This is a genomic window from Stenotrophomonas sp. ZAC14D2_NAIMI4_7 (assembly GCF_003086675.1).
GTDB lineage: Bacteria > Pseudomonadota > Gammaproteobacteria > Xanthomonadales > Xanthomonadaceae > Stenotrophomonas.
This window is the reverse complement of sequence record NZ_CP025995.1, coordinates 1,813,454-1,826,702: the sequence shown is the minus strand read 5'-3', so window position 1 is coordinate 1,826,702 and position 13,249 is coordinate 1,813,454. Positions and strand designations below refer to the sequence as shown.

Sequence of the window (13,249 nt, the reverse complement as noted above, 5' to 3'; positions counted from 1 at the left end):
GATCAGCGCAGCGACAGCGGCGCGCTCAGGGGGGACGTGGCGCCCTGCGGCGAGGTGACCGTGGCGGTCACACCGCCCAGATCCGCAGCATCGGCGCCATTGCCCAAGGGGAAGGTGAAGGTGCCGTTGCCCTGGCTGTCGGTACGCGCCTGCACGGTGCCCAGCACGCGCTCGGCTTCGCTGCCGTTGGCCGCACGGTTGCCGAACACTTCCACCTGGTAGTGGCTGTCCGGCTGGCCGTGGAAGCTGCCGGTCACGGCGCGCTGTGCGCCCTTGCCCTGCACCGCCATCAGCTGCGGCGCCGCCTGGCCCAGGTTGGCCAGCGGCTGGCAGTCGGCCTGGCCGGCGGCGCTGCAGATGCGCGCACGCTTGGCCGGATCGGTGTCCACGCCGCGCCCGCGCGAGCCGACGAAGCTGGCATGTTCCAGCCCCGGCACACCGAACACGATGGCGCCGCGCAGCTGGCCCTTCACGCAGGCACCGCCGGCTTCGCAGCGCTCGATCGGCAGACCGTTGCCGAAGATGCGGTTGGCGCTGAAGCGGTTCGGCGCGCTGACCGGCTGCGGGCGCACGCCAATGCCGATGCCGTTGCCGGTGATGGTGTTGCCATCGACCACGTTGCCGCTGCCGGTGATGCTGAGCCCGATCGAGTTGCCGGTGAAGGTGTTGGCCGCGATGTAGTTGCGGTTGCCCCAGTTGATCTGCAGGCCATCGGAGTAATCGACGAAGCGGTTGTGCACCACGTTGTTGTCGTTGCCCCACAGGATTTCGATGCCCTGCGACGGTTCCGGGTTGGCCTTGGTGGACTGGAACAGGTTGTCGGCCACCAGGTTCCAGGCCGCGCCGCGGGTCAGTTCCAGGCCATCGCCGTTGTCCAGGAACACGTTGCGCACGATGCGGTTGTGCACCGTGGTGGTGGCAGTGGACTGGCCCTTGCCATCGTCGCCGGTGAGCATGATGCCGGCACCGCCCTTGTTGGCGACGATGCGGTTGTCATGGATTTCGCTGTGGCTGGCGCGGTTGATCAGCACGCCGATGCAGAAGTTGCGGATTTCCAGGCCGGCCAGTTCAACGCCCTGGGTATCGCGCAGCACCAGGCCTGGCAGCGTGGTGGTGCGCACATTGGTGCCGGACTGGCCCGGCTCGGCGCCCGGGCAGGCATCGGTGCCGGTGCCGGTCACGTAGGCCGAGCCATCGATGGCCACGAACTGGCCGTCGCGTGCCCACGGCGTGCCGACAATCTGCACCGGGCCCTTGATTTCCGGCAGCGGCGAGGCCGGCTTGATCACGTACGGCGCAGCGCCTACCGCATCGATTTCAATGCGGTAGCGGCCCGGCGTGGCGTTGGCGGTGTTGATGGCCCAGCGCAGCGAGCCGGCGTTGCTGTCGTCGGCGTAGCGATCGACACGCAGCACCTGCAGCGCTTCACGCGGCGGTTCGGCCTGGTAGGCCAGCGCCAGCGACGGCAGCACGGCAAGCAGGGACAGGGAAACGACAGACAGACGACGGCACATGCGATCACTCCGCACAGGTGAAAGAGATCCAACGGTCTTCCCCTGCACCTGGCTTCAACACCGTTGCCGATGCTGCCCTCGCCCCGCCAGGGGTGGATCGCTTGGACTGCTATGAAACTGCGGAAGTGAAATTAGGTTTATCGCACTGCACCATTCAAGTGCGGTAATCGACTACGCGTGCGAATATCGCACTGAACAGGTAATACGTTGGTTGTAGGGGGTCTTTTCAGGGCTTGCAGCCCTGCACCCGCTCAATGCAACGGCAACGGCGAAAGCAAACAGCAACAGCGGCATTCCGTGGGATGGCGGGGCGGTGTCGGATTGCGGGGACGCCGCAAGTACGTCCTTGTAGGCTTGGCAGCCGCATCCATGCGGCTGACACCCCGCAATCCGACACCGCCCCGCCTTCGACAGGTTCACGCGGCTGTTGGTAACGGCGCCCCTTGTTCCGCGCGGCTGTTGGTAGGTGTCGACCTTGGTCGACACATCTGTCAGATATCGAATGAATCATCCACGCATGGCGTGGATTTACTGACGAATACCGAAGCAATTCCGGGGTCGGCGCCGGCTGTTGGTAGGTGTCGACCTTGGTCGACACAGTAGATCCACGCCATGCGTGGATGAATGTGTCGGATATCGAATAAATCCGGGGTCAGAGCCCGTTGCGCAGCAACGGGATCCGACCCCGTGCAGTACCGGCAGATCGCGGCAAACTGTCGAAGGTGGGGCGGTGTCGGATTGCGGGGTGTCAGCCGCATGGATGCGGCTGCCAGGCCTACAATGACGTACTTGCGGCGTCCCCGCGATCCGACACCGCCCCTCCATCCCACGGATAGCCCGCTTTTGACGTTGAGCGGGTGCAGGGCTGCAAGCCCTGCAAAAGAACACCCCTAAGAACTGCAGGACAGCATCGAGCAGCCGGCGCGGTGCTCGGCCCAGGCCGGCCGCTTGCCCGCGAAATGTTCCAGCCCCGGCCGCTGCGTATACGGATCGAATGAATCATCCACGCATGGCGTGGATTTACTGACGAATACCGAAGCAATTCCGGGGTCGGCGCCGGCTGTTGGTAGGTGTCGACCTTGGTCGACACAGTAGATCCACGCCATGCGTGGATGAATGTGTCGGATATCGAATAAATCCGGGGTCAGAACCCGTTGCGCAGCAACGGGATCCGACCCCGTGCAGTACCGGCAGATCGCGGCAAACTGTCGAAGGTGGGGCGGTGTCGGATTGCGGGGTGTCAGCCGCATGGATGCGGCTGCCAGGCCTACAATGACGTACTTGCGGCGTCCCCGCGATCCGACACCGCCCCGCCATCCCACGGAATGCCGCTTTTGACGTTGCCGTTGCCGTTGCCGTTGCATTGAGCGGGTGCAGGGCTGCAAGCCCTGCAAAAGAACACCCCTACGAACTGCAGGACAGCATCGAGCAGCCGGCGCGGTGCTCGGCCCAGGCCGGCCGCTTGCCTGCGTAATGTTCCAGCCCCGGCCGCTGCGTGTACGGATCGCGCAGGACCTCCTGCAGCGCATGCACGCCCCCCAGGTCGCCCTGCTCGGCGCGTTCGATGGCCTCCTGCGCCAGCCAGTTGCGCAGCACGTACAGCGGATTGGCTGCGGCCATCTTCGCCCGCCGCGCTTCGGCCGACAGCGGGTCCACACGCAACCGCGCCGCGTAGTCCTGCAGCCACCGCTGCAACGGCGCCTGCACCGCCTGCCGGCGCGCCTGGTCGTAGTACACATCGCCCAGCGCGGCCACGTCCGGCGCGGCCACATCCACCTGCATCAACGCACGCCACGCCAGGGTCATGTCCATGCCGCCTTCCTGCAGCAGCTGCTGCCAGCGCAGGTACAGCTGCAGGTCCTCATCGTCGGCCGCAGCCAGCCCCAGTTTGGCCGCCGCATCACGCCGGGTGCAGGCCACGAAGGTGGACTGGAACGCCGCCAGCCCCGCCTGCAGCGGCTGCACATCGGCGAACAATGGCGACAGTGCCTGCGCCAGCCGGTTGAGATTCCAGTACGCCACCTGCGGCTGGGTGCCGAAGCGGTAGCGGCGCCCCTGCGCGTCGGTGGTGTTGGGCGTCCAGTCCGGGTCGTAATCCTCCACCCAGCCGTAGGGGCCGTAATCGATGGTCAGACCGAGCACGGACAGGTTGTCGGTGTTCATCACCCCGTGCACGAAGCCGACGCGCATCCAGTGCGCCATCAGTTCGGCAGTGCGCACGGCAATCTGCGCGAACCAGTCGCCGTACAGCGCCTCACCTTCCCCCTGCAGTTCAGGGAAATCGCGGGCGATGCAGACGTCGGCCAGTTGTTTCAGCAGCGTGGTCTCCCCGCGCGAGGCAGGTAGTTCAAAGGTACCGAAGCGCATGAACGACGGCGCCACGCGGCAGACGATCGCGCCGGGCTCGGCACGCGGGTGGCCGTCGTAGAACATGTCGCGCACCACGTCTTCGCCGGTGCCGACCAGCGACAGCGCACGCGTGGTCGGCACGCCCAGGTGATGCATGGCTTCGCTGCACAGGAATTCGCGGATGGACGAGCGCAGCACGGCGCGACCATCGGCGCCGCGCGAATAGGGCGTGGGCCCCGCGCCCTTCAACTGCAGTTCCCAGTGGCGCCCGTCGGCGGCCACCAGCTCACCCAGCGATATCGCGCGCCCGTCGCCCAGCTGCCCGGCCCAATGGCCGAACTGGTGGCCACCGTAGTTGGCCGCCCACGGCTGCATGCCGTCGTACAGCGCGTTGCCGCCGAACACCTGGGCGAAGTCGGCGCCCTGCACATCGGCGGCATCAAAGCCGAGCAGCGCGGCAACCTGCGGCGACCAGGCCAGCACGGTCGGCGCCGCGACCGGGGTCGGCAGCACCGATGACCATGCCGCCTCGCGCACCTCGCGGCGGCGTGGGCCGGATTCGGGGTCGCCCGGCAGGGCGGTCAACAGGCGGTTGTCGAAACGGGGGGCGTGGGTATCCATGCCAGCAGGATGGGGGCGGTCGGCCCCGGCCTCAATCGCCGCGCAGGGCCTGCAGTGCGCCACCATGGGCCTCGGCGCGCTGGTAGGCCGGGCGCTGGCCGATGCGTTCCAGGAAGCCCCGCAACGCCGGCTTGTCGTCCAGCCCGCCGCCACGGGCGGCAGCAGCCTGGATCGGGAAACTCATCTGGATATCGGCCGCACTGAAGCGTTCACCGGCGAACCACGGGCTTTCGGCCAGGCGCCGCTCCATCCAGTCCAGGTGCAGGCGGCGCTGCGGGCCGATGAAGCTGCGCTCGGCCTTGTCGGCGATGCTGCGTGCAATCGGCCGGGCAAAGAACGGCATCGGCGCACTGCGGATGCGCCCGACCACCAGGGTCAGCAGCAGCGGCGGCATGGCCGACCCTTCGGCGTAATGCAGCCAGTAGCGATAGGCAATGCGCTCGGCACTGTCGGCCGGCACCGGCGACGGCGACAGCACGCGCTGGGTGTCGTAGCGGTCGACCAGGTAGTCCAGGATCGCGCCGGATTCGGCCAGCACATGGTCACCGTCCTGCAGCACCGGCGCCTTGCCCAGCGGATGGATCTGCCGAAGCTCCGGCGGCGCCAGCAGCGTCTTCGGATCGCGCGGGTAGCGCCGCAGTTCGTAGTCCAGCCCGAGTTCTTCCAGCATCCACAGCACACGCAGCGAACGCGAGTTTTCCAGGTGGTGGACGGTGCGCATGCGGAGACTCCTGAGGGACATGACCCATTGTAGAGTCGAGCCATGCTCGACTGCTGTTGGCGCAATGCGAAGGGCAGTCGAGCATGGCTCGACTCTACAACAAGCAAAAAAAACGCCGGAAGCTTTCGCTTCCGGCGTTCTGGCTACCAAACGGTAGCAGACGGATTAGACCGCCTGCACCTGGTCAGCCTGCATACCCTTCTGGCCCTGGACGGCGATGAAGGTAACCTTCTGGCCTTCCTGCAGGGTCTTGAAGCCGGTGCCCTGGATGGCACGGAAGTGCACGAACAGGTCCGGGCCGCTTTCCGGGGTGATGAAGCCGAAGCCCTTGGCGTCGTTGAACCACTTGACGGTGCCGGTCTGACGATCAGACATTTGACTAACTCCTGAAACACATGTTGAAAAAATCGCAGCCACCGGGAATCGGGGCCGAGACTGAGTTGCAGGCGTTGGTAAAGCGGATCGATGAGCGGATCGTGAGATCAACTGCACCAGGCCACGATTCACGGTGACCCTAGCAAACACAGTGGATCGAACGATACGCGTGTTTTCAGCAAAAAGCGATAGCCCCGGCATTCAGCGGCAGGGCCCCGCCCGCCAGGCGTGACAAGGGCTGGGCCCAGATCGGGGCTAAACCCGAGTCCCTATTCAGGTTTTTCCTACCCTACACTGGGCTGATGACTGAAGCTGAAACCCCCGCTGAACACGCCCGCCCACGTATCTGGGTCGATGCCGACGCCTGCCCGACGGTCATTCGCGACATCCTTTTCCGGGCCGCCGAACGGGTCGGGCTGGAGCTGACCCTGGTCGCCAACCAGTGGCTGCGCACCCCACCCTCGCGCTGGATCCGCTCGCTGCAGGTGCCGCAGGGCCTGGACGTGGCCGACAGCGCCATCGTCGAACGGGTGGCCGCCGGTGACCTGGTAGTCACCCAGGACATCCCGCTGGCGGCGCTGGTACTGGATAAGAAGGCCGTGGCGCTGAACCCGCGCGGCCAGCTGTACACCACCAACAACATGGCCGAGCGCCTGTCCATGCGCAATTTCATGGAGGAACTGCGCGGTGCAGGCGTGCAGACCGGTGGCCCACCGCCGCTGGGCGCGCGCGACCGGCAGCTGTTCGCCGCGGAACTGGATCGCTGGCTGGCCCGGGCCAAGCCACGGTGATCAAGCCACGGTGACCAAGTCACGGTGACCAGGCCGCGCTGATCAGGCGCCGGGCACCGGGTCGGCCGACCAGTGCAGCGAACGCTCGCTGCGGAACACACGCGGCTCCCCGCTGAGTGGATCCTGGAAGGCCAAGGCCCGCGCCAGCAGTTGCAGCGGCGGCGGCTGCAGCGGGTCGGTCGACGGCTGCAGCCGTGGATACAGGTCATCGCCCAGGATCGGCGCCCCCAGCGCGGCCATGTGCACGCGCAGCTGGTGCTTGCGCCCGGTCTGCGGGCGCAGCCGGTAGTGCCATACCGCGCCATCGTCGGCGATCACCTCCACCTGCGTGCGCGCATTCGGCTCGCCCGCCACTTCGGCCATGCGGAAGAAGGGCTCACCCGGCACGATCCGGCTCGCTCGCTGCTGCGGGAACGGCAGGCCTGGCAAGGCCGGCGCCAGCGCCTCGTAGATCTTTTCGATGCGCCGTTCACGGAACAGGCGCTGGTAGGCGTCGCGCGAATCGGGCCGTTGCGAGAACAGCACCAGCCCGGCCGTCAGCCGATCCAGCCGATGAAGGGGCACCAGGTCGGGATTACCAGTGCGTGCCACCAAGCGTGCCAGCAGGGTCTCGCGCACGTAGCCCCCGGCCGGGGTGACCGGCAGATAGTGCGGTTTGTCAGCCACCAGCAGGTGCGCATCCTGGTACAGCACGGTCTCGCTGAACGGAATGACCGGCTCATCGCAGACTTCGCGGAAATAGACGATCTCCAGCCCGACCTGCCACGGCTGGTCGGCCGCAAGCGCCCTGCCCTGCACATCCTGCACCCGCCCACGTGCGAAACGGTCCCGCCACTGGCCGCGGTCAATGCGCGGAAAACGCGCGCACAGGCCGTCCAGCAGGCTCGGCCAGTCACCGGGGGGCAGCTGCAGGCGGCTGGGCAGGCTCATCGGACACACATGAAGGAAAGACGAAGCCAGAGTGCCATCGTTGACACCGCGCAGACACCCCTGCCACGGACACCCCGCCAGCAAACCTCTATCATGGGCGGTCTTTGCCCCCGGAACGCCCATGGCCCTCACCGCCACCATCCGCAAGGCCGAACTGCAGATCAGCGACATGGACCGCGGCTACTACGCGACCCACAACCTGACCCTGGCCCAGCACCCGTCCGAAACCGACGAGCGCCTGATGGTGCGCCTGCTGGCCTTCGCCGTGAACGCCGACGACCGCCTGGAGTTCGGCCGCGGCCTCAGCACCGACGACGAGCCGGACCTGTGGCAGCACGACTACACCGGCGACATCCTGCAATGGATCGACCTGGGCCACCCCGACGAATCGCGCATCCGCAAGGCCAGCAACCGCAGCCGTTCGGTGCAGGTGGTGAACTACGGCGGCAACGCGTCCGATATCTGGTGGAACAAGCAGGGCAAGGGTCTGGCCCGTTTCGACAACCTGTCGGTGGTCGACCTGGACGGCGCCTTCGTTGAACAGTGGGGCCAGCAGATCCAGCGCGCCATGCGTTTCAGCGTACTCATCCAGGATGGCGAAGTGCAGATCCTCAACGACCAGATCCAGCTGGACGTGATTCCCAGCTGGCGCAAGCGCGCCAAGGCATGAGCATCACCCGCTGCGACGTGGTGGTCATCGGCGCCGGTGCCGCCGGGCTGATGACCGCCCTCACCGCCGGCCGCCGCGGGCGCCAGGTGCAGGTGCTCGACCACGCCAACAAGGTGGGCAAGAAGATCCTGATGTCCGGTGGCGGCCGCTGCAACTTCACCAACACGGGTACGACCCCGGCCAACTTCCTGTCGGCCAACCCCCATTTCTGCAAATCGGCGCTGGCCCGCTATTCGCCGTGGCACTTCATCGACATGGTGGAGAAGCACGGCATCGCCTATCACGAAAAGGAACTGGGCCAGCTGTTCTGCGATGTCTCATCGAAGCTGATCGTGAAGATGCTGGTGGAGGAATGCCAGGCCGCCGGCGCGCAGATCCGCACCCAGTGCAGCATCGAGCGCATCGAACACGGCAGCGATGGCTTCCGCGTGCACACCACGCAGGGGCTGTTCCATTGCGCATCGCTGGTGGTGGCCACCGGCGGGCTATCCATTCCCAGCCTGGGTGCCACCGGCTTCGGCTACGAACTGGCCCGCCAGTTCGGCCACAACGTGCTGCCCACCCGCGCAGGCCTGGTGCCGCTCACCCTCAGCGGCAAGCACCAGGAACGCCTGGCCGAGCTGAGCGGGGTGGCCTTGCCGGTGCAGGCGCGCTGCAATGGCAAGAGCTTCCAGAACTTCATGCTGCTCACCCATCGCGGCGTCAGCGGGCCGGCCATCCTGCAGATCTCCTCGTTCTGGCAGCCCGGCGACACCCTGGAAATCGACCTGCTGCCCGGCCAGGACGCCGGCGAGTGGCTGCGGCAGATGAAGCGCGAGCGCCCTGCGGCCGAACTGCGCACGGTGCTGGGCGAGGTACTGCCCAAGCGGCTGGCGCAGCGCCTGTGCGAGCACTGGCTGCCGGACCGGCCGGTGCGCCAGCTCGACGAACCGGTGCTGCGCCAGGCCGCGCAGGTGCTGGGCGCGTTCCCGCTGGTGGCCAGCGGCACCGAAGGCTACCGCACCGCCGAAGTCACCCTGGGCGGGGTGGATACGGCCGAAGTGTCGTCTTCCACGTTCGAATCCAAGCGCGTGCCCGGCCTGCACTTCGTCGGCGAGGTGTTGGATGTGACCGGCTGGCTGGGCGGTTACAACTTCCAGTGGGCCTGGGCCAGCGGTCACGCCGCCGGCAGCGTGGTGTGAACCGCATCGCCGTTCGGCGCTCGCCCGGGGCCAGCGCATGGACGTGCCGCCGCGCATCGTGTATCTAGGTTCGCAGATTGGGGAGCAGTGCATGCAGAACGCGAACGACATCACCATCCGCCTGCTGATCGTGGACGACAGCGGCGAAAACGCAGAAGCCATCGTCAGCACCCTGCGCAACAGCGGCATTGCCGTTCGCCCGTGGCGCCCACAGGATTCGGCCGAACTATCCCAGGTGCTGGCCAGCCAGGCCATCGACTTGGTGCTGGCCTCGCCGTCGCAGGGCATCCCCCTGCCGCTGGTGGCCCAGCACATTGCCGCCAGCGGCAAGGACATTCCGCTGGTGCTGCTGGCCGACCGCATCGACGAAGACGAACTGGTTCAGGCCAGCAGCAACGGCGTGCGGGCCCTGGCCCTGCGCCAGCGCAACGAGCACCTGCTGGCCGTGGTGCGTGACCAGTGGGTGGACCTGCAGGCACGGCGCGGCCTGCGCCGCATCGAAGCACAGATGCGCGAGACCGAACGCCGCTGCGACGCGCTCATCGCCTCGTCCCGCGACCCCATCGCCTACGTGCATGAAGGCATGCACATCCGCGCCAACGACGCCTACCTGGGCATGTTCGGCTACGACGAATTCGACGATATCGAAGGCATCTCGCTGCTGGACATGGTGGCCGCACAGCACGTGGATGGCTTCAAGCAGCTGCTGAAGTCGCTCAGCCGCGGCGAAGCACCGCCGCCGCAGTACCAGCTGGATGCCCGTCACCAGGACGGCAGCGCATTCCCGGCCACCATGGAATTCACCGCCGCCACCTATGAAGGCGAGGCCTGCCTGCAGGTGGTGTTCCGCCGCCGCCTGGAACTGGACACCGAACTGGCGCGCGAAGTGGAAGACCTGCGCCAGCGCGACCAGGTCACCGGCCTGCTGAACCGCCCGACGTTCATGCTGCAGGTGGAAGATGCGGTGGCCCAGGCCGGCCGCAGCGAAGGCCAGTTCGGCCTGCTGCTGGTCGAGCCGGACCACTACGCCCGCCTGATCCCCGATATCGGCCTGGACTCGGCCGACACCCTGATCGGCGCCCTGGCCGGGCTGCTGGCCGAGGTGGTGGGTGACCAGGCGCAGCTGGCGCGCTTCGGCGAACACAGCTTTGCCGTGCTGCAGTCGGGCCCGTATGCGCACACCGAAGCGCTGGCCGAACGCATCCGCGCCGCCTATGCCGCGCATGTGTTCAGTATTGGTGCGCGCTCGGCCACGGTCACGGTCAGCGTGGGCGGCGTGCAGGTGGGCGAGAAGATCGCCAGCATCGGCCAGGTGCTGGCCCGCGCCAGCGAATGCACCCAGGCCGCCGCCGCGCTGGGCAATACCTGCCGCATCTTCGACCCGGCTGCTGTCGACCGCGTTGAAGAAGAGCGCGTGCAGCGCTGGGTGGCGCGCATCCGCGAAGCACTGGCCGGTGAAGGCTTCCAGCTGCACTACCAGCCGGTGCTGAACCTGCAGGGTGAATCGCTGGAACTGTACGAGGCCTACCTGCGGCTGGAACACAACGGCGAGCTGCTCAGCCCCACGGCCTTCCTCGGCATCGCCGAGGAACATGGCCTGCTGGCCGACATCAACCGCTGGGTGGTGTCACGCGCGATCAGCGTGCTCGGCGCGCGCGCGCGCGAGGGCCATGCCACGCAGATGCTGGTGAAGGTGACGCCCGAATCCTTCGATGATCCGAAGATGATCGCTACCCTGCGCCGCGAACTGCAGGCGCACGGGGTGCCGGGCGAGCGCCTGTGGCTGCACGCGCCCGAGGCCAAGGTGTTCACCCATCTGCGCGCCGCACAGCAGTTCCTGGCCGAGGTGGCCCCACTGGGCTGCCGCATCGGCCTGGAACAGTTCGGCTCGGGGCTGGATTCGTTCCAGCTGCTGGCGCACTTCCAGCCGCAGGTGCTGAAGCTGGACCGCAGCTTCACCAGCGACCTGGTGTCGACCCGCGAGAACATCGACCTGATCAGCCAGATCACCGCGCGTGCGCAGGAAGCCGGCATCCGCACCGTCGCCGAGTTCGTCAGCGACGCCAATTCCATGACCCTGCTGTTCAGTGCGGGCGTGGATTACGTGCAGGGTGATTTCGTCGGCCCTGCCCTGCCGGTGATGAATTTCGAGTTCGGTTGAGCGGCATGCGCCGGGCGTGGCCCGGCGCTACCGTTAGAGCTGGACCGGTAGGAATCCGCCGGGCATGGCATGGCCCGGCGTTACCTTCGATTTCAGGTCAGATCGACCAGGTTGGCGATCTTCACGTCCGGATTGACGTCGGCCTCGTAGTCCACGCCTTCCACGCCAAAACCGAACAGGCGCAGGAAATCGGCCTTGTAGCCGGCCAGATCGCTGATCTCGTACAGGTTCTCGTTGGTCACCTGCGGCCACAGTTCCAGCACCTTGCCCTGCACTTCCGGCGCCATTTCCTTGTAGTCGGCACGCAGGCGGCCTTCCTCGTCCACCAGCGTAACCTTGCGGCCCTGGCCATCGACCAGATCGTGGCGCAGGCGGTCGACGGCCACGCCGTCAGCCTTGCCGCCGTACAGGATGTCGTACAGCACATCGAGCTGCTCGATGCAGCCTTCGTGCGTGCCCTGCGCCTTCATCACCTTGAACAGCAGCGACAGGTACAGCGGCATGGTCGGAATGGCCGAGCTGGCCTGAGTCACCACGGCCTTGAGCACCGAAACGCGCGCGTCGCCACCAATTTTTGCCAGCGATTCGCGCAGGCCCAGCACCTTGTTGTCCAGGTCCTTCTTGGCGGCACCAATCGAGCCGTTCCAGTAGATGGCCTGGGTGATCTCCTCGCCCACGTAGGTGAAGGCGGTGGTGGTGCAGCCGTCGGCCAGCACGCCGGCATCGGCCAGAGCGTCGATCCACATCTGCCAGTCTTCGCCACCCATCACCGCCACGGTGCCGGCGATTTCTTCCGGGGTGGCCGGCTGCAGGGTGGTTTCGGTGATCACTTCCTTGTCGGTGTCCAGGCCGCGCAGGGTGATCTGTTCGCCGATCGGCTTCAGCGTGGAGCTGATGATCTCACCGGTCTTGGGGTGCTTGCGGCGCGGCGCGGCCAGGCTGTACACAACCTGGTCGACCTGGCCCAGGTCGGCCTTGATCATCTCGATGGTCCTGGCCTTCACTTCATCGGAGAAGGCATCGCCGTTGATGCTCTTGGCGTACAGGCCGGCTTCGTCGGCGTACTTGTGGAAGGCGGCCGAGTTGTACCAGCCGGCAGTGCCCGGCTTGGTTTCGCTGCCCGGGCGCTCAAAGAAGATACCCAGGGTGGCCGCGCCGCTGCCGAAGGCGGCGGTGATGCGTGCCGCCAAGCCATAGCCGGTCGATGCGCCGATGACCAGCACGCGCTTGGGGCCGTTCTGGATGGGCGGGCGGGCGCGGATGTAGTCGATCTGCTGCTTGACCGCGGCCTCGCAGCCGGTCGGATGGGTGGTGACGCAGATGAAGCCGCGGACGCGCGGTTTGATGACCATGGATACCTCGGGTTGGCAGATGCGGCGCACGCGGGCGCACGCGAACCGCAGGATCGTAGTGCGCGGGGGGCGATTGCACAACCGACGCAGGCGTAGGGTGGGGTTTCTCTTTTGCAGGGCTTGCAGCCCTGCACCTGCCGAAGCAACGGCAACGTCAAATTCAAGAGCGGGCTATCCGTGGGTTGGCGGGGCGGGTCCGGTTGCGGGGGACGCCGCAAGTACGTCCTTGTAGGCTTGGCCGCGGCATCCATGCCGCGGACACCCCCGCAACCGGACCCACCCCGCCTTCGACAGTTTTCCGCGATCTGTCGGAACGGCGTTCTGGGGTCAGACCCCGTTGCTCCGCAACGGGCTCTGACCCCAGGTGGATTTCGATGTCTGATGGATGTGTCGACCAAGGTCGACACCTACCAACAACCTGTCGGAGCAGCGCTCTGCTCTGGTAGGTGTCGACCTTGGTCGACACAGGGGTCGGATTCCGTTGCTCCGCAACGGGCTCTGATCCCAGATGGATTTCGATGTCTGACAGATGTGTCGACCAAGGTCGACACCTACCAACAACCTGTCGGAGCAGCGCTCTGCTC

At 66.6% G+C, this 13,249-nt stretch carries 10 protein-coding genes; 4 read left to right on the top strand and 6 right to left on the bottom strand.

The genetic code is table 11. The annotated features are described in order from the left end of the window. Positions 1-2: 2 nt before the first annotated feature. The 4 genes from C1922_RS08550 to C1922_RS08535 form a co-directional block, all read right to left on the bottom strand. Positions 3-1,514 carry a right-handed parallel beta-helix repeat-containing protein gene (locus C1922_RS08550; RefSeq protein WP_108749363.1) on the bottom strand — a complete coding sequence of 504 codons (1,512 nt, stop codon included), beginning with the start codon at positions 1,512-1,514 and terminating at the stop codon, positions 3-5. A gap of 1,404 nt (positions 1,515-2,918) precedes the next feature. Then, positions 2,919-4,484, bottom strand: a complete 1,566-nt coding sequence (locus tag C1922_RS08545; RefSeq protein ID WP_108749362.1) for a YdiU family protein — start codon at positions 4,482-4,484, stop codon at positions 2,919-2,921. Between the two features lie 31 nt (positions 4,485-4,515). Next, positions 4,516-5,205, bottom strand: a complete 690-nt coding sequence (locus tag C1922_RS08540; protein WP_108749361.1) for a glutathione S-transferase — start codon at positions 5,203-5,205, stop codon at positions 4,516-4,518. Positions 5,206-5,370: 165 nt separating this feature from the next. Further along, positions 5,371-5,580 (bottom strand): cold-shock protein, encoded by a 210-nt coding sequence (locus tag C1922_RS08535; RefSeq protein ID WP_004153307.1) that lies wholly within the window; start codon positions 5,578-5,580, stop codon positions 5,371-5,373. A gap of 302 nt (positions 5,581-5,882) precedes the next feature. Here C1922_RS08535 and C1922_RS08530 point away from each other — a divergent pair, with 302 nt between their 5' ends. Continuing rightward, positions 5,883-6,371 (top strand): YaiI/YqxD family protein, encoded by a 489-nt coding sequence (locus C1922_RS08530; RefSeq protein ID WP_108749360.1) that lies wholly within the window; start codon positions 5,883-5,885, stop codon positions 6,369-6,371. A 42-nt stretch (positions 6,372-6,413) separates the two neighbouring features. Here C1922_RS08530 and C1922_RS08525 read toward each other — a convergent pair whose 3' ends face one another. Next, positions 6,414-7,301, bottom strand: coding sequence for a pseudouridine synthase (locus C1922_RS08525; RefSeq protein ID WP_108749359.1), 888 nt, complete (start codon positions 7,299-7,301; stop codon positions 6,414-6,416). A 121-nt stretch (positions 7,302-7,422) separates the two neighbouring features. On the opposite strand from C1922_RS08525, the gene C1922_RS08520 reads away from it, so the two are divergent. The 3 genes from C1922_RS08520 (at position 7,423) to C1922_RS08510 (ending at position 11,313) form a co-directional block, all read left to right on the top strand. Beyond that, positions 7,423-7,971 (top strand): YaeQ family protein, encoded by a 549-nt coding sequence (locus C1922_RS08520; protein ID WP_108749358.1) that lies wholly within the window; start codon positions 7,423-7,425, stop codon positions 7,969-7,971. Next, on the top strand, positions 7,968-9,152 hold the full coding sequence (locus C1922_RS08515) for an NAD(P)/FAD-dependent oxidoreductase (protein ID WP_108749357.1): 1,185 nt from the start codon (positions 7,968-7,970) through the stop codon (positions 9,150-9,152). The genes C1922_RS08520 and C1922_RS08515 overlap by 4 nt, the downstream gene beginning before the upstream one ends. A 91-nt stretch (positions 9,153-9,243) precedes the next feature. Then, positions 9,244-11,313, top strand: coding sequence for an EAL domain-containing protein (locus C1922_RS08510; protein ID WP_108751530.1), 2,070 nt, complete (start codon positions 9,244-9,246; stop codon positions 11,311-11,313). A gap of 92 nt (positions 11,314-11,405) precedes the next feature. Here the strand turns inward: C1922_RS08510 and fabV are convergent, their stop codons facing one another. Beyond that, the gene (gene fabV, locus C1922_RS08505) at positions 11,406-12,665 is read right to left on the bottom strand and encodes an enoyl-ACP reductase FabV (protein WP_108749356.1); all 1,260 of its coding nucleotides are present in this window, start codon (positions 12,663-12,665) and stop codon (positions 11,406-11,408) included. Positions 12,666-13,249 lie beyond the last annotated feature (584 nt).

Excerpts from the sequence above, each read along its gene's own strand:
- C1922_RS08520 (WP_108749358.1), top strand. The coding sequence starts at position 7,423 with ATGGCCCTCACCGCCACCATCCGCAAGGCCGAACTGCAGATCAGCGAC.
- C1922_RS08515 (WP_108749357.1), top strand. The coding sequence starts at position 7,968 with ATGAGCATCACCCGCTGCGACGTGGTGGTCATCGGCGCCGGTGCCGCC.
- fabV (WP_108749356.1), bottom strand. The coding sequence starts at position 12,665 with ATGGTCATCAAACCGCGCGTCCGCGGCTTCATCTGCGTCACCACCCAT.
- C1922_RS08550 (WP_108749363.1), bottom strand. The coding sequence starts at position 1,514 with ATGTGCCGTCGTCTGTCTGTCGTTTCCCTGTCCCTGCTTGCCGTGCTG.
- C1922_RS08525 (WP_108749359.1), bottom strand. The coding sequence starts at position 7,301 with ATGAGCCTGCCCAGCCGCCTGCAGCTGCCCCCCGGTGACTGGCCGAGC.
- C1922_RS08545 (WP_108749362.1), bottom strand. The coding sequence starts at position 4,484 with ATGGATACCCACGCCCCCCGTTTCGACAACCGCCTGTTGACCGCCCTG.
- C1922_RS08530 (WP_108749360.1), top strand. The coding sequence starts at position 5,883 with ATGACTGAAGCTGAAACCCCCGCTGAACACGCCCGCCCACGTATCTGG.
- C1922_RS08540 (WP_108749361.1), bottom strand. The coding sequence starts at position 5,205 with ATGCGCACCGTCCACCACCTGGAAAACTCGCGTTCGCTGCGTGTGCTG.
- C1922_RS08535 (WP_004153307.1), bottom strand. The coding sequence starts at position 5,580 with ATGTCTGATCGTCAGACCGGCACCGTCAAGTGGTTCAACGACGCCAAG.
- C1922_RS08510 (WP_108751530.1), top strand. The coding sequence starts at position 9,244 with ATGCAGAACGCGAACGACATCACCATCCGCCTGCTGATCGTGGACGAC.